Origin of the sequence: Nocardiopsis sp. NPDC007018, from assembly GCF_040635075.1 — a bacterium.
In the GTDB taxonomy this organism is placed as follows: Bacteria; Actinomycetota; Actinomycetes; order Streptosporangiales; family Streptosporangiaceae; genus Nocardiopsis.
Window position 1 is genome coordinate 1 of sequence record NZ_JBEYHA010000008.1, and the last position, 20,976, is coordinate 20,976.

Below are 20,976 nucleotides of genomic sequence, written 5' to 3' on the forward strand. Positions count from 1 at the left end.
GGCCCGAGCCGGGCCCGCGCGTCACCGGGTCAGCCGTGGACCCAGCCGACCGTGCGCTCGCCACCCCGACGCTCCTTGCGGACCTGGAGGTGGTCCCAGGTCTCCACGTGCCCCACACCGGCCGTCGCCCGAACGCGCTCCAGGGCCTCCACCAGCTGGAAGCGGTCCGGCGCCGTGAGTGTCCCGATCACGTCGTAGCGACCGAACCCGCTGGCCAGAAACGAGATCCGCCCCATGTTGGCCATGGCCGTGCCCAACGCGTCGGCGTCCCCCCGACACCGCAGCCCGAAACCGAGCTGCTCGTTGGCGCCCACGGCCGACGGCTCCACCAGGGCGGTCACGTGGACCACCCCGGAGTTGAGCAGGCGCACCACCCGTGACCGGGCCGCCGCCTGCGACAACCCCACCTGCCGGGCCAGGTCGGCGTACGAGGCCCGACCGTCCTTGAGCAGTCTGCGAACCAGACGCCAGTCCAGCGCGTCCAACTCGATGTCGCGCAGTTCACGCACACTGCTGTGGGCGTCCTTGTACACGGCGTTGGCGCGGAAGACCTCCGCGCCCTCCACTCCCGGCAGTGAGCGCAGGTCGGCGAGCTCCTTGGTCAGGGCGGCGTCGTCGGCCACCCTGACCTGCGCGACGGCCGGGAACCTCCCGGCCGCCTGCGCCGCGAAGGTCACCGCCTCGCGTTCCCCCAGCGCCTCCAGCATCGGACCGACCGGTCCGCCGACGCTGAACGACACGTGACCGAGGACCTCCATGCCCACGACGCCGGCGTGCAACACCCCGACGATCCTGATCGCCCCTGACTGGACCAGCTGGCGCACTCTGGCGCGCACCGCCGTCCTGGACAGGCCCACCCCGTCCGCCAGGGCCTGGAACGTCGCTCTGCCGTCCCCCTGCAACGCCCGCATGAGCGCGGCGTCAACCGCATCGAGCACGATGGTTGCCTTTCGTTCCCATGACGCCGCCCTTACCCCCGGACGGCGCCCCCTCCTCCGGGCAGATCATCGCAGCTGCGGAGCCGCTTCACTACTGATCGCCAAAGAAATCGGTTGATTCACCACTTTGACCGGCCTGGGGGCGCCGACCAATGCCCCAACAGGCGCCTCTCGACCACATAACAGACTTGTATAGAACACCCCTTATGAGGTGGCCGCTGCGCACACAACACCGACAAAGCGCCACACTGATCACACAGGCCCGCGTGACGCCCACGACGGCGGTCGCGGCGCACCGCGAGGGGCCGCCCGGCGGCCCCTCCCCCGCACGCTCCCGGGAAGGGCACGACGACGGGAAGTGACGGCCACGGGCGGCGTGGCGCGAACAAACAGGAGTAGAGGACGGGGCGGCCCCGGTCGCCCCGCGGCTTGAGAGGACACCCTGGTGGCAGCGGAGGACGAGCGGCCGGACAAGGCGCCCGTGCGCCCGAGTACGGGAGGGGCGCTGCTGTGGACCGCCGCGTCGCTGCCCCTGCCCGGTGTGGCGCACCTGCGCATGAGGCGTCGGCTCGCCGGGGCCGTGATCCTCGGCTCCTACCTGTTGGGGGTCGCGGCCCTGGTGTTCTGTGCGTACTGGGTCGGCACCCACGAGTCGGGGGCCATGACCGTGCTGGCCGGGATGGCCGTGCAGGACCGTTGGCTGCTGGGCGTCATGGCCGCCGTGTTCGCGGTGGCGATGCTCTGGCTGACCGTGATCGTGCACTCGTGGACCATCACCCGGCCCGAGGGGGCGCGGTTCGGCACGCGCCTGCTCGGCGGCGCGGTCGTGCTGGTGCTGTGTCTGACCGTCGCCGTCCCGGCGGCCTGGGCACTGCACGGCGGGTACACGGCCTACGAGACGCTGGGGGAGGTCTTCGACGCCCCCGAGCGCGACGACCTCCCGCCGCACGACGCCGCGGACCCCTGGTACGGCGCGGAGCGGGTGAACGTTCTGCTCATCGGAGCGGACTCGGCCGACAACCGCTACGGGGTGCGCACCGACACCATGATGGTGGCGAGCCTGGACACCGCCACCGGCGACGCGGTCCTGGTGGGGCTGCCCCGCAACCTGGAGAACGTGCGCTTTCCCGAGGGGAGCTCCCTCGCCGAGCGCTACCCGGAACCGTACGGTTTCGACCTGCTGCTGAACGACGTGTACCAGACCGTCGCCGAGGAGCCCGACGAGCTGGCGCTCAACCCGATCGCCGCCGACCCCGCCGCCGACACACTCAAGAAGGTCATCGGGCACAACCTCGGCCTGGACGTCGAGTACTACGCCATGGTCGACATGATGGGTTTCCGCGACCTGATCGACGCCGTGGGCGGGGTTCGCGTGCGCATCGAGGAACCCATTCCGTACGGGGTGCACGGCGGGGTGCTGGAGCCCGGCGTGCGCCGTCTGGACGGCCACGAGGCGCTCTGGTACGGCCGTTCCCGGATCGGCTCGGACGACTACGGCCGGATGGGGCGCCAGGGCTGCCTGGTCAAGTACGTCGCCGAACAGGTCGACCCGGCCACGGTCCTGACCAGCTACCGCCGCCTGGCCGGAGCCACCAAGCGCACGCTCACCACCGACATCCCGCAGTCGAAGGTGCCCGCCTTCATCGAGCTGGCCGACGAGCTCACCGACCACGGTGACATGAGCGCGCTCCAGCTGTCGCCGCCGCAGGTGAGCACCGGCAACCCCGACTGGGACGAGATCAAGGTGCTGGTCGCCGAGGCCGTCGGGGCCGTCGACGACGAGGACGGCGTGCCGTCCGAGGACCCCTCCGCCTCCCCGGACGGGGACGCCCCCGAGGGCGTCGAGGACCCGACCCCCGAGGAGTGGGAGGAGTGGGAGGAGTGGGAGGAGGACGAGCGCACCGAGTGGCAGCGCTACACCGGTCTGGACGAGCCCGCGCCCGCCGACCCGGGCCGCCAGGTCGGCTCGGAGGCCACCGACCTGGGCGCCATCTGTCCCTGATCCCCGCCCCGGGGCCGGTCCTCCGGAACCCGGGTGGTGCGCGGCCGCTCCGACGTCGTCGGGGCGGCCGCTGTCGCGGGCTCGCGCGTGCCCCTGGGGGGTGACGGCAAACCCCGGCGACGCACGGTGACCGGTGTCGGACACTTGACCACGCACCGTTGTCAGCCCCGGGCCCGCGTGTGAACCTGGCGCGGTGACCACAGCTCAACTCTGGACCCTCGTCGCCCTGGGCGCCTTCCACGGGCTGCACCCGGGCATGGGGTGGCTGCTCGCCGTCGGCAGGGGTCTACAGGAGGGCGGGCGCCGTCAGGTGCTCACGGCCCTGCCCGCGATCGCGGCGGGGCACGCGGGGAGCGTCGCGGTGGCCGCGGTGGCGATCACCGTCACCGGTTCGGCGACCGCCTCGGTGCTCTTCCCCGTCATCGGAGGTGGCGTGATCGTGCTGGTGGGGTTGGTGGTCCTGCTGTCGCGCCACCGGTTCCACTGGCGCGACGTGCGCCTGTCGCTGTGGCAGCTGGCCGCCTGGTCCTTCCTGATGTCCTCGGCGCACGGCGCGGGGCTGATGCTCATGCCGGTGCTCGCCGGGCAGTTGCACCACACGCACGTGGAGGACGGCGGCCACGGGGCGCACGACACCGGTGGGGCGGTGGCTCCGGCGGCGGCTCCGGCCGGCGTCCCGGAAGCGGCGGCGTCCGCCGAGGGGGCGTGGAACCTGTGGGACGCCACCCTGCTCGGCCTGGCCGCCACCGGCGTGCACTCCCTGGCCATGCTCGCGGCGGCGGGCGTCGCGGCTCTGCTGGCCTACGACTTCCTCGGCGTGCACGCGCTGCGCTGGAAGGGCGTGACCATGGACCGGGTGTGGGCGCTGACCCTGCTGTTGGGCGGCGCGATGGTCCTGTGGTCGGTGTGGTGACGACGGACACCGCTGCCGCCTCCTGGGGTTGATCCCGGTCACTTCCGGGAATGAGAGCCACCCCCACCGCGTCCCATATACGCAGGAATACGTAGGTATGCCGGGCAGAACACGCACGCCTGGGGAGTCGCGGCGGCACGACCGCACCGCCCCCGGCCTGGAGGGGCGGAGTCCATGACCCACAGAGTTCCCGGGGCCGATCGGGTCCCCCGACGATGGCACGGGCTGATCCTGTCCGTGGCGATCCTGACCGTGCTGCTCGTGATCGCCATGGTGGGCGCGCGCTGGGTGACCCAGCACCACCAGCTCCTCCCCTCCACCTCGCCGTGGGGGCCGGAGTGCTCCGTCTGGACCGGGGACGAGAGGGTCGACCTGGACCGCGACCAGGCCAGGCGTGCGACCACGGCGGCCGCGGTGATCGCCCAGGGGGACGCCGCGCCCATCGAACGGCCCGACGTCGAGGACGTTCCGGACGCGGTGATGGACGCCCTGGTCAACGGCCCCGAGGACGACGCCGGGCCCGCGCTGAGCTGCCGCTACTCGGGCGAGGACGTCGAGTTCGAGGAGGAGCTGGGCTCCGGGCTGACCCCGCGCGCCAAGGCCCTCAAGAAGGGGATCGAGAACGACTTCGCCGACACCGAGATCGGCGGCTACGTCGCGGGCGGGTACGACACCGGGCACGGTGAGAAGTCGGCCCACTACGAGGGGCGCGCGCTCGACGTCTTCTACCGCCCGGTCAACGAGGACAACCGCCGCGAGGGGTGGCTGCTCGCGCACTGGCTGATCGCCCACGCCCCCGACTACCAGATCGACGTGATCATCTTCGACGACAAGATCTGGAGCACCCGGTACCCGACGATGGGATGGCGGCACTACGAGGCCGACCCCGACAACGAGATCCTGCGCCATCTCGACCACGTGCACGTGGACGTGTTGCGCGGCCCGGAGCCCGGCGACGGCTGAGCAGCGGGCCCGCGGGGGCGCCCCCGCGGTGCCACCCGTGCCGCCGCGCGGCACCGCCCGGGGGGACGCTCAGTCGTCCAGCCGGAACCCGACCTTGAGCCCCACCTGGAAGTGGGCGACCCCGCCGTCCTCGATCTGGCCCCGCACCTGGGTGACCTCGAACCAGTCGAGGCCGCGCAGCGTGGCCGAGGCCCGCTGGATGCCGTTGCGAATCGCCTGGTCGACACCCTCCGGCGAGGTGCCGACGATCTCCGTGACGCGGTAGGTGTGCCCGCTCATGGTCTCCCCCTGTGGGTCGGTGGTCGGGGCCGCGCGAACCCGGCCCCGTTCCCTGCCTCCCCTCAATCCCCCTTCGCCACACTGGCCTCCGGATTTCCTCCAGCGACCTTTCCCGAGAACGGATCAGAGTACTTTGCCGAAGGTTTCTGAGGACTTTGGTCCCGGTTGGGGTGCGTTTGGCCCGGGAGGAAGAGGTTCCGGCCAGGGAAAGGAGTCACCGAAGTGCCAGGGAAGGCGAGGAGAAGTACCAGACAGGCCCTGACCAGGGGCCGAGGACCCACCCTGGCGGGACTGTCCCGAGACAACGTCGTAACTCACTCTTGACGTACCCCGGGGGGCGTCGGTGTACATTGGGTCTAGCGCTTCGGTCCCCCGTCGAAGCGCGGGACGATGTTTCGAGCCCCCGTCGAAACATCGCGTGCGACGCCGGGTGGTTTGCCCCCGTAACCACCCGGCGTCGCCTTTTGTCCGCACCCGGTCGGCGTGAATACCCGTCCGTGGCCGGGGCTTGACCACCGAATCCGCTTTGTCGCCTGGGGACCAGCATTGGGTAATACCGCACCGGACACGCACTGCTCACGCAAGGGCTGCCGAGCCCGGGCCGACTGGGCCCTCGTGTGGAACAACCCCAAGCTGCACACCGCCGACCGCCGCAAGGTGTGGGCGGCCTGCGACGAGCACCGCGCCTACCTCGCCCACTTCCTGGGGCTGCGCGGGTTCCTTCGCGAGACGGTACCGATGGCCGCGTTCCTGGAGGGTGAGGCCGCCGACCAGGAAGGCGGAGGCGGCCCCGACTCCCACAGCTGACCCCTCACCGCACGGTGGCGGCCCAAGCCCCCAGCCGTACCTCCTCGTGGCGGCAGCGCTCCGCGACAGCCAACAGCTCGGGCCAGGGCCGGGCCCAGGCGCTGCCGTTCAGCGCGTTCCGGACCAGGGCCAGCCCGAGCAGTCCCGCCATCTGACCCACCCGACCGCCGTCGGCCTCGGCCTCGTCCAGGAGACGCCGCGCCACCTGGGCCACGGTCTCCCATCCGACTCCCGAACGTCCGTTACGACCGCACAGCGGCCGGACCATGGAGTCCCACCGGTCATCGTGGTACCCGGGGCGTCTGGCGAGCAGCCGCGCCAGCCGAAGCAGGTGGGTCACCAGCGGCTCCGCCTCGTCAGTGTCCTCGGCGGCCCTGACAGCAAGCCGCAGATCCACCTCGAGCAGGGGGAGCGCGATGTCGAGGAGTTCGGGGCGCGCGGTGAGCAGGTCCACGGCGCGGTCGACCTGGTCGCGCATCTCCGGGTCCCCCACCGGAGCGCGGAGGCGGGCCGACTGGAGAAGGCCCGTCACCCTGCACGCCCTGCGGTGCGCGTCCCTGACGCGCTCGAGGGCACGCGTCCCCGCGACCGGAAGCGGGTGCTCGGGACCGGGCACCTGGTCCACGAGGAGTTGGAGGACCCCGGCGAGGCGCCCTTGCCCCCTGCCTCGGGCGAGGGCCTGCCAGAGCGTGGCCAGCACGCGCTCACCCGGCTGATCCAGGTCGCAGACAGCCGCCATGACGTCGTCCAACGTTTCCGACCCCCATGCGGTCCACCACCCCCACCAGCCGCTCATCCGCCAGTGCGTTCGGCGGGGCTGCGGCAGGGCCGCGAGGGTGTCGGCCGCCGCACGCCGGACCTCCGGGGCCAGCTGTTCGGGGTTCACCCCCAGCAGGGCCACCTGAATCTCCTCCTCGGTGAAGTCCGGAACTCGTTCGGCCAGCCCGTCGAGGGCCCCCGGCGCGTCCGCGAGGCAGAGCAGGGCCGCCGCCACGGCCGCGAGCACGCCGCGGTGTTCGTCCGTTCGGCGCAGCACACGGACCAGGGCCGCCACCGCTCCCGGCGGACGGTGCCGGACCAGCAGCCGGGCGGCGGTCCGGCGGACGGTCACCTTCCCAGATCCCTCCAACACGCGGGACAGGAGCGGGCCGAGGACGGAGGGCCGGGCCCGCTCGGCGCAGCGGGACAGAGCCGGTCCGGCCGTCCTTGAGCGGGGCCCGCCCGCCTGTGCGGCGATCAGTTCGAGCGCGAGCTCGGGCTGGTCGCAACGGCCGAGCGCGGACAGGGCCGCATCCCGGAGCACGACCTCTCCGTCGTTCAGGAAGGGTGCCAGGTGCCGGTGTGCCCCGGGGAGGCCGCTGAGCGCTCGCAGGGCCGACTCGCGGTCGGCCGCGGCCAGGGCGGGTTCCGCCACGACGGCGAGCAGGTGTGCGAGGAGCCGGTCACGAGCGGCGGTCGGCCAGTCAAGGAACAGCGCGCGGTCGACGCGGGGCACCCACACCGCGGCGCCGTGGGCGCCCCCGCCCGGGACGGCCGCGGCGGACTCAAGGGCGCTCAGCGCCACCGAGGCCGGGTGCCGGCGGGTCAGCAGCTCCCACACACGGGGCAGGCACGCGGCGGCCGGGTCCTCCTCGAACAGGCTGAGCGCTCTGCGGTCGCGGTCGGGACCGGTGAGGTAAAGGGCGGCGGCGCGGATGGAGGTGGCGGAGCCGGGGTCGGGGTCGGGGTCGGCCAACACGGCGGCCCGCAGGTGGCCGTCGAGCACGGTACCGCGGCGTCCCCTGTGGCCGAGTTCGGCGGCCAGCGCGACGGCGGGCCCGTGGTCGCCCCGGCGGCGCGCTCGGGAGAGGTATCCGCTCAGCTGTTCGAGGAGGAGGTCCTCCGCTCCGGGCGGCAGGACCTGGTACAGGCGGGGTTCGGGTCCGTGGCGGTGGGGGCCGTGTTCCTGGGGGACCCACCAGGGCCTCCGACGCCTCCGGAACGCCCACCAGGGCGCGTTGTGCCGGGGCCGGTCGGGCTCGCCCAGCCCGTCGGCGCCGAACCGCTCGACCAGCCGCCGGTAGACCCTGGTCCCCCAGAGCACCGCCGGTTCGCCGACCCGGGTGTCCGGGTGGCGCAGGACGAGCGAAGCCAGGTGCCGGAGGACGTCGCGGGTGCCGGCCGAGGTGTCGCGGGCCCGCACCGTGTCCTCCACCAGGCGGTGCAGGGACGGCAGGCAGGGCACCAGCAGGCGGGGGTCGACCTCGCACAGGGCGAGCAGGAGGGCACGGCGGACGGAGTCGCGGTCCGCGCCGTGACGCTCCACCCGCTCCGCCAGGACCCGGGCCAGGAGTACCGGGTCGCCGGTACGCGCCGTGGCCTCGACGAGGCGGGCCAAGCCCCGGGCCCTGCGGTCGGGGTCGCCGCAGGAGGCGGCCTCCTCCAGCTGTTCGGCCGCCTCGGCGTAGGGCAGGTGCGCGATGGCGTCGAGGTCCTGGTCGGGGATGTGGGAACGGCTGTTGACGCGTTGGAAGACCGCCAGTTCGGTCAGGGCCTCGCGCGCCAGATCGGCCGCCCGGTCGCGGGGCAGCAGGCCCAGGAACGGCAGCAGTCCCTCGGGGGATCGGGGGCCGTTCCACTGTGCGATGGTCCGGTCCACAAGGGTGGCTGCCTCCTTCCTGGGCAGGGACCGGAGCACGCACCGGGCGGTGGCCGGGCGGGTGCGCATCGCCCGTATCAGCTCGCGGTCGGCCCGGCGGCCCCTGGAGACCTCAGGGTGGGGTGAGCGCCGATGGGCCGCGGCATCGCAGACCCGGACGGCGTGCGGGTAGCGGCGCATCTGGTCGGGACCGACGATCTCCGCCACCCGAGCGGGTCGCACCGGGTCCAGGGCCGTGAGGGCGCGTTGCCAGCGGTGCTGGACGAACAGGTCGGCGTCCGCGGCGCCGAAACGGTCAGCGATGTGGTCGGCGAGCGTGTCCGGGTGACGGCGGGCCAGTCGACGCCACGAGCGCACCGCGTGAACGAGCTCCGGTAGTCGGTGCCGCACCGTGTCGCGGGAGCAGGCGGGTAGCAGGGCGGCCGCCTCGGCGTCGCCGTGCACGGCCCGGACCTGCTCCAACAGGGTGTCGGCGAGTTCCGCGCGCCGCCCCTGGAAGAGGCTTCGGTACAGGGCGCGACGCAGACCGCCGGGGGCGTCGTCGAGGGCGGCCGATATCACCGGGTCCGGGAGGGGGAGCGTGCGGACGGCGCGCAGTGCGGCCCCGCGCAGCTCCATGTCGGGCCCGTTCAGGTATCCGGCGACGGCCTCGAGGTCCTTGGCGACGATCGCGGTGTGCAGGGCGTCGCGGTGGTGGCCGAGCGCGGACAGTTCGCGCTGAAGCGGTTCCGATCGTGGCGTGGAGGAGCGGAGTCGGGCGTACAGGGCCAGCTCGCGGGTGCGCGCGTGGTGACCCAGGCCCTCAAGGGAAGCGAGGAGTTCGGCGGCCGACCCGTTCGTCGGCGCGGTGGGGCTCAACGGCGCGGGCGGATTCCGCCCTTTCTGATCGTCATGGCGGCCATGATGGCTCAAGGCGGGCGCCGGGGCAAGTCCCGCAGGTCACGTGGCCCCGACCCACTCCGCCCCCTACTGCCGGGTCGATCAGCTGGGTCCCGGATGCCCCGGCGTCCGAGCGGCCCGGGCGCGTTCGAGCTCCTCGGGGGTGTCCACGTCGAACCCCTCCGGAGCGCCGGTGAGCGGTACCCGGACGGGGTCGAGGGGGCCGAGCAGGCCGTACAGCGACCGTCCGGCGTAGTCGGCCAGGGCCGCGCGCAGGGCGCGGGTGTCCCAGACCCCGGTGAGCCACTGCTCGCGGCCCCCGGTGTCCACGAACACCGCGCCGAGCGCCCCCTCAGCGCCCGAGGCCAACGCGTCACACAGGGCGCCAAGATGATGCGCGGCCAGGTAGGGGAGGTCGGCGGCGAGCAGCGCCACCCGCGGAGCCCGCACTGCGGGCAGCCCCGCCCGCAGGGCCGGGACCGGCCCGGCGCCCGGCGGGTCCTCACGGACGTAGCGGGCCCGCGGGCGCTCGCGCGGGGGGCCGACCACGGTCACGCGGGCGTGCGGCGCGTGGTCGCGTACGGCGCCGACCACGTGTTCGAGCAGGGTGCGCGCGCCGACGGTGAGGCCCGGTTTGTCGGCGCCGCCCATACGGGTCGCCGCTCCCCCGGCCAGCACCACGGCGTCGAGGTTGTCGGTCACCCTCCCAGCATGCCGCACGCGGCGGCCGCCGGGAGGGCGCGGCTCACCCCTTGACGCACACCACCTGCCGCAGGTGGGCGACGACCTCGACCAGGTCCGTCTGGGCCTCGATCACCGACTCCAGGTCCTTGTAGGCGGCGGGGATCTCGTCCACGACGCCGAGGTCCTTGCGGCACTCCACTCCCCTGGTCTGCTCGACCAGGTCGTCCCGGGTGAACGTCTTGCGGGCCTTGTTGCGGCTCATGCGGCGTCCGGCCCCGTGCGAGGCGGAGTTGAAGGAGGCCGGGTTGCCCAGGCCCTTCACGATGTAGGTACCGGTCGCCATGCTTCCGGGAATCACCCCGAAAGCACCCGCACTCGCACGGATCGCCCCCTTGCGGGTGACGAGCACGTCCACGCCGTCGTAGGTCTCCTCCGCCACGTAGTTGTGGTGGCAGGAGATGCGCTGCTCGAACGTGGTTCCGGGCACGCGTTCGGCCAGGACCTGGCAGGCCAGCGCCATCATGACGTCGCGGTTGCGGCGGGCGTAGTCCTGCGCCCAGAACAGGTCGCGCCGGTAGGCGTCCATCTCCGGGGTCCCGGACAGGAACACGGCGAGGTCGCGGTCGGGCAGGTCCTGGTTGTGCGGCAGCTCCCGGGCCCGCCCGATGTGGTGGTCGGCCAGTTCCTTGCCGATGTTGCGCGACCCCGAGTGCAGGACCATCCAGACGGTGCCCGCGTCGTCCAGGCACACCTCCAGGAAGTGGTTGCCGCCGCCCAGGGTGCCCATCTGGCGGCGGGCGCGCTCGTTGCGGGGGTGAACGGCAGGGGCCAGGTCGTCGAACCCGTTCCAGAAGCCGTCCCAGTCGGAACCGTTCAGGCCGGGCACCCGCGCGGGGTCGACGGGCTCGTCGTGGGAGTGGAACCCCACCGGGATCGCCGCCTCCAGGGCCGAACGCAGGGCTCCGAGGTCGTCGGGCAGCCGCTCCGCGGTGAGCCCGGTGCGCACGGCGGTCATGCCGCATCCGATGTCGACTCCCACGGCGGCGGGGCTGACGGCGTCGCGCATCGCGATCACCGAACCCACGGTGGCGCCCTTGCCGTAGTGGACATCGGGCATGACGGCCAGCCCGTGGGTCCAGGGCATGCGGGTGACGTTGCGCAGCTGGTCCATGGCGGCGGGCTCGACCTGCGCGGGGTCGGCCCACATGCGGATCGGCACCCGCTCGCCGGGGACTTCGGTGTAGGGCATGGGACACCTCCCGTTTCTCTCGTTCTCGCCCGGGGCACCGCGTGTGTCGTCGGTGCCCCGGATCATCAAGCCAGAGAGCGAAAGGGGACGGCAACCCCATTTCCGCGGAGACGTCCCCGGTGCCGCCGCCGTCCGTGGCGGCGGGCCGGGTCAGCCGCCGATGGCCGACATCGGGCGGGCTGGCTGGAGGAAACTCGGGTCGTTGATGCCGTGGCCGGGGAGCTTGGACCGAACGGCCGCCCTCCAGCGTTCGGCGATCTCGTCGTCGGTGGCACCTTCGCGCAGGGGCGTGCGCAGGTCGGACTCCTCGCGGGCGAAGAGGCAGTTGCGGATCTGACCGTCGGCGGTGAGCCGGACCCGGTCGCAGGCCCCGCAGAAGGGGCGGGTGACCGATCCGATCACGCCGACCGTGGCGGGGTCCCCGTTGGGGAAGGTCCGGCCGCGCAGGTGGAAGAGCTCGGCCGGAGCGCTGCCCCGGGTGTCGGAGTCGGCCGGGGCGAGGTCGAACTCGGTCTCCAGCAGGGCCAGGATCTCGTCGGCGGTGATCATGGTGTCCCGACGCCAGCCGTGCTGGGCGTCCAGCGGCATCTGTTCGATGAACCGCAGTTCGTACCCGTGCTCCACGCAGAAGCGAAGGAGGTCGGCGGCCTCGTGGTCGTTGACGTCGCGCATGAGCACGGCGTTGACCTTCACCGGCGTCAGACCGGCGTCGGCGGCGGCGGCCAGCCCGTCCAGGACGTCGGGCAGGCGGCGGCGCCGGGCCAGCTTCTCGAAGACGACGGGGTCGAGGGTGTCGAGGGAGACGTTGACCCGGTCCAGCCCCGCCTCGGCCAGGGCCGGTGCGGTGCGCGCGAGCCCGATACCGTTGGTGGTCAGGGCGGTGAGCGGCCGAGGGGTGAGGGCGGTGGTACCCGCCACGATGGACGCCAGCCCGCGCCGGAGCAGGGGCTCGCCCCCGGTGAAGCGGACCTCCTCGATACCGAGGCGGGTGGTGCCGACGCGGATCAGGCGCAGGAGTTCGTCGTCGGTGAGCAGCTCCGGTTTGGGGAGCCACTCCAGCCCTTCCGGCGGCATGCAGTAGGTACACCTGAGGTTGCACCGATCGGTGAGCGACACACGCAGGTCCGTCGCCACGCGGCCATAGGAGTCGGCCAGCACGAGCGTCATCCTCCTCTCTCCAGTCCGGGTTGCCTGTCGGGGAAGCAGGGGGCACACCCACGAGTGGGATACCCCCACACAAGCGTAGAAGATCCAGTTTCGCGGCGAGTCGCCTCAATCACACCATTTGGCATATTTCGTCGACTCGCACGAGAGCGGGCCGCCGCCCCTGGCCCATACCCCAAACACGCGCGGTGTCCCGGCGCCGACCACGCGCCCCGACACCGGGACGCCGATGATCTAGGGTGACCACTCCGGCGGCGACCACCCGATCGTCGCAGACGACCACGGCAACGAGGAGACAGGACACGGTGATCAGCACACGTGAGTGGGGGCTGGCCGGAGGACCCGACGGTTCGGAGAGGCTCGCGGCACGCGCCTGGGCCCCCACCGAAGGCGAACCGACCTGGCTGGCCGTGCTCGTCCACGGCTACGGCGAGCACCTGGGCCGCTACGAGCAGGTCGCCCGGGACCTGTGCGCGGCCGGAGCGGCGGTCTACGGCGCCGACCACCGGGGCCACGGCGGCTCCTCCGGCGAACGCGTCCTCATCGAGGACTTCTCGGGGGTCGTCGAGGACGTGCACCGGGTCGTCACCCAGGCCCGCACCGCCTACCGCAGCCTCCCCCTGGTGATGGTCGGCCACTCCATGGGCGGGCTGATCGCCACCCGCCACGCGCAGGTCCACCCCGGCGCCGTCCAGGCCCTGGCGCTGTCCGGTCCGGTCCTCGGGCGCTGGAGCGCCCTGGAGGAGCTCGCCGCCGCGGAGGTGATCCCGGATGCCCCCATCGACCCCGCCACCCTCTCGCGCGACCCCGGGGTCGGGGCGGCGTACGCGGCCGACGAGCTCGTCTGGCACGGCCCCTTCAAGCGCACCACCGTGAACGCCCTGACCACCGAACTGGAGCGGGGCAACGCCGCGGGGAGCCTCGGCTCCCTCCCCCTGCTCTGGGTGCACGGCCACGAGGACCGACTGGTGCCGCCGACCGACTCCAAGGTGGGGATCGAGGCGGTCGCGGGTGAGGACGTCACCGTACGAATCTTCCCCGGCGCGCGGCACGAGGTGTTCAACGAGACCAACCGCGACGAGGTGATCGCCGAAGTGGTCCGCTTCGCCCGGCGCTTCGCCGTCTGACGGCGCCCCCACCGGTCGGCCCCCGCCCGCGCGGCCCGGCCGACCGGCGGCGCCGGACACCGCGGCCGCGCCGGTCGGGTCAGACGTACAGCCGACCGCGCGGCTGCGAGGGGTGGGCCAGGGTCTCGGCGTAGGCCGCGGCCAGGCGTTCCACGGCGTCGGCCAACACGTCCGGCGGACGGGTGTAGGCCAGGCGGAGGTAGCGCTCCAACGTGCCGTCCACACCGAACACCGGCCCCGCCGCCGGGTGCACCCCGTGCCGGACGGCGGCCTCCGAGAGCGCCGTCGCCACCGGCTGCGGCATGGCGGCCCACAGCACCAGGCCGCCGCCGGGCACGCTGGGCCGCCACTCCGGCAGGCGCTCGCGCAGGCTGGCCAGGAGGGCGTCGCGGTTGCGGCGCAGTTGTCGGCTGCGTTCGGCCCGGATACGCAGCACGTCGGACATCAGGTGGGTCGCGGTGAGCTGGTCGTGCACCGACCCGGCCAGGTCGAAGCGCTGTCGGATCGCCATGACGCGGCTGACCATCGGCGGGGTCGCACGCACCCAGCCCACCCGCAGTCCTCCCCAGAACAGCTTCGCCACCGAACCCACCGTCAGCACGCGCCCGTCGGTGTCGTGCGCCGCCACCGGGGCGGGCAGGTCGCCGGAGTCGATGGCCAGTTCGGCCCCGGACTCGTCGATGATCAGATGGCTCCCGGCCCTGCGGGCCTCACGGACCAGGACCCGGCGTTCGTCGTCGTCCATGAGCGCGCCGGTCGGGTTGTGGAAGTCCGGGATCATGTAGGCCACCGAGGGCCTGCGCTGACGGAAGGCGTCCACCAGGTAGTCCATGTCCCACCCTTGCGGGGTCACCCCCGTGGTGCGGACGCGGGCGCCGTTGCGGCGGGCCGCGTCCAGCCCGTGCGGATAGGTGGGCGACTCCAATAGCACCTCGTCCCCCTCGTTGACCAGCAGGTCCATGGCCAGGGTGACGCCCTGCTGGGCGCCGCTGGTGACGAAGATCTGCTCGGGGGTGGTGGGCAGGCCCCGCTCCACGTACCGGCGGGCGATGGCGTGCCGCAGCTCCGGAAGCCCGTAGGGGTAGTAGCCGATCCCTCCCACGTGCGCGGCCAGCTGTTCGGAGGCGTGGAAGGCGGCCTCGCGCAGGCCGTCGACCGCCGGGGGCGCGGCCACCCCGAGGTCGATCTGTTCGGCTGCGGGGACGAACGGCGCGGGGCCCCGGGTTCCCGAGTCCGGCAGGACCGTCCAGCTCCCCGCGCCCTGCCTGCTGTCGAGGAAGCTGTTCTCCCGCAGCCAGGCGTAGGCCGCGGTGACGGTGTTACGGCTCACCCCCAGGGCCGCCGCCAGGTCGCGTTCGGCGGGCAACCGCGTGTGGGTGGGCACCCTGCCGTCCAGGACCAGCCCGCTCACGGCACGGGCGATCGCGAGGTAGTAGGGGCGTTCGACGGGGGCCTCGCCGATCAGCCGGGCGAGAAGCCGACCGTTGATCCTCCGGGTACCGCCGCCGGTACCGGGGTGGTCGGTGCGCTGCCTCGCCATGGGGTTCACCTCACCAGGGGAGAAATCGGGCCAGTTGCTGGGATTGGCTCTTCAATCCGCACCCCGCCTGGGCCACGATACCGATGTGGCCCCAACTCTGGATGGTCATCCAATCACCCCACGGATACGTCCCGGCGTGGCGCCGGTGCGCGCGAAAGAGGAGACCGGCCTTGCCCGAACGTCCCCGGAACCCCGTGTCCGCCCTGGCCGGACGTGTGCTGATCACCCCGGTCCTCCCGCGTCCCCGGCCGCGCCGCCTCACTCAGCTCTACCTCGGCCTGTACCTGTACGGCCTGAGCGGCGCCCTGCTCCTGCGCTCCGACCTCGGCGCGATGCCCTGGGACGTGCTGCACCAGGGACTGGCCCACCAGACCGGGCTGTCGATCGGTACCTGGAGTGTCATCGTCGGCGCCCTGCTCATGCTGCTGTGGATACCGCTCCGGCAGCGGGCCGGGCTCGGGACGCTGAGCAACGTGGTCGTGGTCGGCGTCTCCGTGGACGTGTCCCTGTGGCTGCTGCCCGCCACCGACGCGCTGCCGCTACGCGTCCTGATGCTCGCGGCCGGGGTCCTGGTCTGCGCCGTGGCCACCGGCCTGTACATCGGCGTGGGCCTGGGTCCGGGACCCCGTGACGGGCTGATGACCGGCCTGGCCGCGCGCGGGCTTTCGATCCGGTTCGCCCGCACCCTGATCGAGGTGACGGTGGCGGTGTCCGGGCTCCTCCTCGGCGGGACGGTCGGTGTGGGGACCCTGGTGTTCATGGTGACGATCGGACCGCTCGCGCAGGTGTTCCTGCCCCTGCTGCGTATGCCCGAGGAGACACCGGAAAGCCCCACTCTGTCGGGCCGATAGTCGTCCCGGCAGCGCGGGGTGGGGCCCGTGGGACGACCCCCACCCCGGACGAAGGTGAACAATCCCTGACATACCCAACGGATCTCCGAGAGCGCCCGTCCCAGCCGCTAGCCAGGGGCACCAGGGAGCGGGGAGGATGGGTACCGCGGTGACCGTAGGGGGACGGGTCCTTTCCACAACCTCCCTTTTCGCCCGCCCGAGCCTGGGCACATACCGGGGTACGAGACGGCGGGCGGTCCGGGGGGAAGCCATGACCCGAACGACGCCCCGACCCGTGACCGGGTCGGGCGGCAGGTCCCCGACGGAGTGCGCGCACGGGTGGGCGTACGAACGGGCGCGCGGAGGTCGTGTGTGCGGCGCACCACGCCGCCACGGCGCGACCCGCGCCACCGCACAGACGAAGACGACGTGTTGGGGGTGAGCCGCGTGCCCGGCTGGATTGAGGACTACGCAATGATCGGCGACATGCAGACCGCCGCGCTGGTCGGTCGGGACGGGTCCATCGACTGGGCGTGTCTTCCCGACTTCGACTCCTCGGCCTGCTTCTCCGCGATCCTGGGCGACGAACAGAACGGGCACTGGACACTGCGCCCCGCCGACGGGGCGCGGCGGGCCGACCGGCGCCACTACCGGGGCGAGACCCTGATCCTCGAACAGGAGTGGGACACCGATACCGGATCGGTCCGGGTCATCGACTTCATGCCGCCCCGGGGCGGGGCCCCGCACATCGTGCGGATCGTCGAGGGCCTGAGCGGCACCGTGCGCATGAGCACCACCATGCGCATCCGGTTCGACTACGGGCACGTGGTGCCGTGGATGCACCGCGCGGGCACCGAACTGGTCGCCATCGCCGGACCCGACGCGATCTGGCTGAGCGCCCCCGTCGCCCTCAAGGGGCACAACTTCACCCACGACACCACCTTCGACGTCACCGCCGGGCAGCGGGTGCCGTTCGTCATGACCTGGCACCCCTCCCAGGTGGAGGAGTCCGACCACCTGGACGCCGAGAAGGCGCTCTCGCGCACCGAACGGTTCTGGGAGAAGTGGGTGGACCAGTGCACCTACGACGGCCCCTACCGTGAGGCGGTGGTGCGCTCGCTCATCACCCTGAAGGGGCTCACCTACCGCCCCACCGGCGGGATCGTGGCCGCGCCGACCACCTCCCTGCCCGAGGAGATCGGCGGCGTCCGTAACTGGGACTACCGGTACTGCTGGCTGCGCGACGCCACCATCACCCTGGAGGCGCTGATCCGCTCCGGCTACACCGACGAGGCCATGGCCTGGCGCGAGTGGCTGGCACGCGCCGTCGCCGGGGAGCCCCAGCTGATGCAGATCATGTACGGCATCCGAGGGGAGCGCCGCCTCACCGAGTGGGAGGCCGAGTGGCTGCCCGGGTACGAGGACTCCGCCCCGGTCAGGATCGGCAACGCGGCCGTGGGCCAGTACCAGCTGGACGTGTACGGCGAGGTCATGGACGTCCTACACCTGGCCCGCCGCTCGGGCATCCAGGGCGGCGAACACCTGTGGGGGCTCCAGAGGTCGCTGGTCAACTACCTGGAGTGGTGCTGGGACGAACCCGACGAGGGCCTGTGGGAGGTGCGCGGCCCCCGGCAGCACTTCGTGCACTCCAAGGTCATGGCCTGGGTGGCGGCCGACCGCGCGGTGCGCAGCATCGAGGAATTCGGCACCGAGGGACCCGTGGAACGGTGGCGGGCGCTGCGCGACACCATCCACGCCGAGGTGTGCGAGTACGGCTACGACCCCCAGCGCAACACCTTCACCCAGTACTACGGCAGCAAGGAGCTGGACGCGGCCCTGCTGCTCATCCCCGAGGTCGGGTTCCTCCCCTACGACGACGCGCGCGTGGTCGGCACCATCGAGGCGGTCCGTGAGGACCTCATGGTGGACGGGTTCGTGCTGCGCTACCGCACCGACCTGGAGAACTCCGCCGACCAGCTCCCGGGTGACGAGGGCGCGTTCCTGGCGTGCAGCTTCTGGATGGCCAACGCGCTGCTGTCCATCGGCCGCCAGCAGGAGGCCAAGGAGCTGTTCGAACGGTTGTTGTCCCTGCGCAACGACGTCGGTCTGCTCGCGGAGGAGTGGGACCCGGGCGACGGCCGCCAGGTGGGCAACTTCCCCCAGGCCTTCAGCCACGTGCCGTTGGTGACCACGGCGCTCAACCTCGCCGACCGCCAGGGCGGCTGGCGCGCCGAGTAGCCCCACGCCCCCGCAGCCGTACGAACGCCCCCCTACTCCGGTACGGGGGCGTTCTCCGTCTCAGTCAACCCCCTGTCCGGATGCGGCCACTCCCAGTGGTACCTCGCACCGCACATCCCTGGTAGAAAACGACGTATCGTATACCTGCCTCCATTCACCACCAGCAGCCCGTGGACCACTACCCATCCCCTTCGTAGTACCATTCTCCCTCTCTTCCGACGCCCGCACACTACGCGAGAGCCAAAAAATCTATGGGAACTGGAAGTCTTCTCGGAGTTCTACGCGGCGCCATGGTCGCAGTCACGCTAACGCTCAGCTACGTCGCAAGTCGCTTCGGATACAAATCCCAGCAAACCAAAGAGGAACAGCTAGACCTAAAAGGCGAGTCGATTGATGGGGACATTGCACGAATGGAAAACGAACTAGGAGACCAGGTGGTCATCTACGACCAAGCCGCCAAACGAATGAGGACAAAACAGGCGGCGATCTCGGATCAAATTCAAGACTTCACACAGGCAGTATCCGATCTCAAAGATCTTACCGATCAATTCGACAAGGAGCCGGACCCGACCAGCGGACTAGGATCGAATTACCTAGAAAAATCAGGAGAGAAGAAAGCTGAATTGAAAGCAAAATCCGCAAAGAAGGGGACAAACAGATCCCCCTCTCCCCCGCAAGAGACAAGCAAAACGCAGGCATCACAGAAAGCTACCACCAGGCGAAAGAGTCAGACGCCAAAGAAACCCAGGACACCAAACCCAAGGATTCCCAAACAGGAACGCAGAGGAAAAGACAACAGCAATCCCGAAATGGAGCGGTAATCTCCACAATGGCAATCAACATATTCTTGCTGACTCTAGCGGCATCGGCGTTCATCCTTATCGCCCACGTGATCCACATAGCCAGGGCGCATCGGGCAAACATCACCGCCCCAGACTCAGACCACATCAATCAACTAGAGCAGGATATCTCAGAATTGCGCATCTCACGACGAATGACACTTGCGGCGGAGGGGGCGCTACGGGCTAGGGTACAGTCTCTAAAGGAATCCACCGAACAGATCGGAACTGCTGGATTCGAGCCATCCATAAATTATGCGAAAAACACATTCCTGCATTCCAGAACAAACTCAGAAGAGGCTGCAGACGCACTCGCGCGAAAAACACCAACCAACTAGCCTTCACTCCAATTTGAACACCGACGCCAGCTGAAGGAGGTCACCGTGGGAACAGTCGCATTGCTTGGCATCGCGGGTTCAGCCGTAGTCGCCACTTTGGTTGTGGCCTTTCCGGGCCGATTCGCTTTTCTCATGAATCGCCTGAAGACTTCCAATGACAAGAAATCAACAGAGAACGTTCAGAAATCTGAACACCGAAAACAAGAGAAGCTGATCAATGAGTGCCTGAACCATCTTAACAAGATTAGTGAGTACCGAAAGGAGTTCGGAGACGAAGCCCTCAAAACATCCATAGAAAACTTGAAGGAAATCAACAAAAACTTGTACAACCTTGATTCCTACAAAAGAAGGATCAACTACCGCCTCAAGGTCAGGGCAGAGCAGTTCCAGCCCTCCGTTGACGTCGGACTGCTCAGGAACACCGGAAACGGCACCTACAAAATTTTGGCCCTGCCTGGACTGAAGGCCTCGGAAAGAGAATCGGTCGAGCAGTTCATCGAGCGCAATAACTCCGTTTGTAAACATCTAGTTTTCAAGAAAAAAGAGACAGAGGGAAAAATCCCGGGAATCAAGGCCGTGAAAAAGGATCTAGAAAATACCGTAAAAGGTGGAGTCGAGCAACTTCTCGAATCCCATAAAGATATTGACGAAGGCCTGCGTGAAAGTCTTGCAGAGATCGTAGACTACCTGAAACGGAGTTCAGTAGATCTTACAGGCGAGGAGAGAGACCCCCCCCAACCTGAACTCACCAGCCCTCCTTCCCAGGAACCGACGCCCTTGGCAGAAGATATCTCCGGAAACACCACCCGAAAGAAAACATGGATTCTCACAGGGCGTAAGGACTCACCGACGCCCGAACCCGAACCGCGAATTCTCGAGAAGCAGCACTCAATCACGCGGGAAAGAATCCTCCAGGATCTTCTTGAACTCGCGCAAGAAGAACACGACAAGCTTTCCCCCAATACGACCACCATCGAGCATGGGAAGTGAAGATGGACACTCAAGCCATAGTGCTATTTCTCTTCATCGCTCTTGCTGTTCCAGCATACATTGCCCTCGGGCGGGCATCTCGCGTTTCTCGGTCGAGACTTCTTCATGTCAGCGACAAAATGGTCACCATCGGGCTTACGCGAGAACGGAAGGGACTTGAGTTGGATATCGCTCAAAGTTCTCTCCAGTCGCAACTATTCGCCATTCGAAACTGTGAGCAGCTCATTTTCGGCACGGTGCCGGACCAAGACCACCCGGAAGACCTCAGGGCAGTCGTCAACAACCAGAAGGCGAATCAACACCTCGAAAGCCTTATGGAGTATTCCAAAAGCGTAGAACTGAACACAAAGAAGCAGCTAGAACAGATAGAAACGAATTTTGAGGAGAAGCGCACCCGAATCCAATCGATGAATCAGCGATTCCGTTCAATGGATCGGTTCTTCACCGTCTCCACGACGCTCCTCAGATTCCTCCTGGTTGCCACAGCCCTTTACGCTGTGTTCGATCTGGCATTCGTTTAGCTCGTGTGATCGTTTCAGAAGGCCTGGACTGACGACG

Annotated in this window: 17 protein-coding genes; 10 read left to right on the forward strand and 7 right to left on the reverse strand. The window is 69.9% G+C overall.

The features are described 5' to 3' along the window. Window positions 1-29: 29 nt before the first annotated feature. Window positions 30-938: an Lrp/AsnC family transcriptional regulator gene (locus ABZ635_RS05855; RefSeq protein ID WP_357759536.1), complete on the reverse strand. Its 909-nt coding sequence runs from the start codon at window positions 936-938 to the stop codon at window positions 30-32. A gap of 445 nt (window positions 939-1,383) precedes the next feature. On the opposite strand from ABZ635_RS05855, the gene ABZ635_RS05860 reads away from it, so the two are divergent. The 3 genes from ABZ635_RS05860 to ABZ635_RS05870 all read left to right on the forward strand — a co-directional run bounded on the left by ABZ635_RS05860 (window position 1,384) and on the right by ABZ635_RS05870 (window position 4,816). Further along, the gene (locus ABZ635_RS05860; protein WP_357759539.1) at window positions 1,384-2,940 is read left to right on the forward strand and encodes an LCP family protein; all 1,557 of its coding nucleotides are present in this window, start codon (window positions 1,384-1,386) and stop codon (window positions 2,938-2,940) included. Window positions 2,941-3,133: 193 nt separating this feature from the next. Then, window positions 3,134-3,853 (forward strand): cell wall anchor protein, encoded by a 720-nt coding sequence (locus ABZ635_RS05865; RefSeq protein ID WP_357759541.1) that lies wholly within the window; start codon window positions 3,134-3,136, stop codon window positions 3,851-3,853. Between the two features lie 174 nt (window positions 3,854-4,027). Continuing rightward, complete coding sequence (locus ABZ635_RS05870) at window positions 4,028-4,816, forward strand: hypothetical protein (protein ID WP_357759544.1); 789 nt, start codon at window positions 4,028-4,030, stop codon at window positions 4,814-4,816. Window positions 4,817-4,885: 69 nt separating this feature from the next. Here ABZ635_RS05870 and ABZ635_RS05875 read toward each other — a convergent pair whose 3' ends face one another. Then, the gene (locus tag ABZ635_RS05875; RefSeq protein WP_357759547.1) at window positions 4,886-5,095 is read right to left on the reverse strand and encodes a dodecin; all 210 of its coding nucleotides are present in this window, start codon (window positions 5,093-5,095) and stop codon (window positions 4,886-4,888) included. 546 nt (window positions 5,096-5,641) lie between these two features. On the opposite strand from ABZ635_RS05875, the gene ABZ635_RS05880 reads away from it, so the two are divergent. Further along, window positions 5,642-5,902 (forward strand): hypothetical protein, encoded by a 261-nt coding sequence (locus ABZ635_RS05880; protein WP_357759550.1) that lies wholly within the window; start codon window positions 5,642-5,644, stop codon window positions 5,900-5,902. A 4-nt stretch (window positions 5,903-5,906) separates the two neighbouring features. Here ABZ635_RS05880 and ABZ635_RS05885 read toward each other — a convergent pair whose 3' ends face one another. The 4 genes from ABZ635_RS05885 to moaA all read right to left on the reverse strand — a co-directional run bounded on the left by ABZ635_RS05885 (window position 5,907) and on the right by moaA (window position 12,510). Then, window positions 5,907-9,398, reverse strand: a complete 3,492-nt coding sequence (locus tag ABZ635_RS05885; protein ID WP_357759553.1) for a hypothetical protein — start codon at window positions 9,396-9,398, stop codon at window positions 5,907-5,909. Between the two features lie 123 nt (window positions 9,399-9,521). Then, on the reverse strand, window positions 9,522-10,121 hold the full coding sequence (locus ABZ635_RS05890) for a molybdenum cofactor guanylyltransferase (protein WP_357759556.1): 600 nt from the start codon (window positions 10,119-10,121) through the stop codon (window positions 9,522-9,524). A gap of 43 nt (window positions 10,122-10,164) precedes the next feature. Further along, on the reverse strand, window positions 10,165-11,352 hold the full coding sequence (locus tag ABZ635_RS05895) for an RtcB family protein (protein WP_357759559.1): 1,188 nt from the start codon (window positions 11,350-11,352) through the stop codon (window positions 10,165-10,167). 150 nt (window positions 11,353-11,502) lie between these two features. Beyond that, on the reverse strand, window positions 11,503-12,510 hold the full coding sequence (moaA, locus tag ABZ635_RS05900) for a GTP 3',8-cyclase MoaA (RefSeq protein ID WP_357759936.1): 1,008 nt from the start codon (window positions 12,508-12,510) through the stop codon (window positions 11,503-11,505). Window positions 12,511-12,821: 311 nt separating this feature from the next. On the opposite strand from moaA, the gene ABZ635_RS05905 reads away from it, so the two are divergent. Beyond that, window positions 12,822-13,643 carry a lysophospholipase gene (locus tag ABZ635_RS05905; protein WP_357759562.1) on the forward strand — a complete coding sequence of 274 codons (822 nt, stop codon included), beginning with the start codon at window positions 12,822-12,824 and terminating at the stop codon, window positions 13,641-13,643. 79 nt (window positions 13,644-13,722) lie between these two features. Here the strand turns inward: ABZ635_RS05905 and ABZ635_RS05910 are convergent, their stop codons facing one another. After that, the gene (locus ABZ635_RS05910; RefSeq protein WP_357759565.1) at window positions 13,723-15,183 is read right to left on the reverse strand and encodes a PLP-dependent aminotransferase family protein; all 1,461 of its coding nucleotides are present in this window, start codon (window positions 15,181-15,183) and stop codon (window positions 13,723-13,725) included. 170 nt (window positions 15,184-15,353) lie between these two features. On the opposite strand from ABZ635_RS05910, the gene ABZ635_RS05915 reads away from it, so the two are divergent. The 5 genes from ABZ635_RS05915 to ABZ635_RS05935 all read left to right on the forward strand — a co-directional run bounded on the left by ABZ635_RS05915 (window position 15,354) and on the right by ABZ635_RS05935 (window position 20,939). Further along, window positions 15,354-16,034, forward strand: a complete 681-nt coding sequence (locus ABZ635_RS05915; protein ID WP_357759568.1) for a hypothetical protein — start codon at window positions 15,354-15,356, stop codon at window positions 16,032-16,034. 411 nt (window positions 16,035-16,445) lie between these two features. Beyond that, window positions 16,446-18,251, forward strand: coding sequence for a glycoside hydrolase family 15 protein (locus ABZ635_RS05920; protein ID WP_357759939.1), 1,806 nt, complete (start codon window positions 16,446-16,448; stop codon window positions 18,249-18,251). Between the two features lie 290 nt (window positions 18,252-18,541). After that, on the forward strand, window positions 18,542-19,072 hold the full coding sequence (locus ABZ635_RS05925) for a hypothetical protein (RefSeq protein WP_357759571.1): 531 nt from the start codon (window positions 18,542-18,544) through the stop codon (window positions 19,070-19,072). A gap of 401 nt (window positions 19,073-19,473) precedes the next feature. After that, window positions 19,474-20,418, forward strand: a complete 945-nt coding sequence (locus ABZ635_RS05930; protein WP_357759575.1) for a hypothetical protein — start codon at window positions 19,474-19,476, stop codon at window positions 20,416-20,418. A 2-nt stretch (window positions 20,419-20,420) separates the two neighbouring features. After that, on the forward strand, window positions 20,421-20,939 hold the full coding sequence (locus ABZ635_RS05935; protein ID WP_357759577.1) for a hypothetical protein: 519 nt from the start codon (window positions 20,421-20,423) through the stop codon (window positions 20,937-20,939). Window positions 20,940-20,976: the final 37 nt, after the last annotated feature.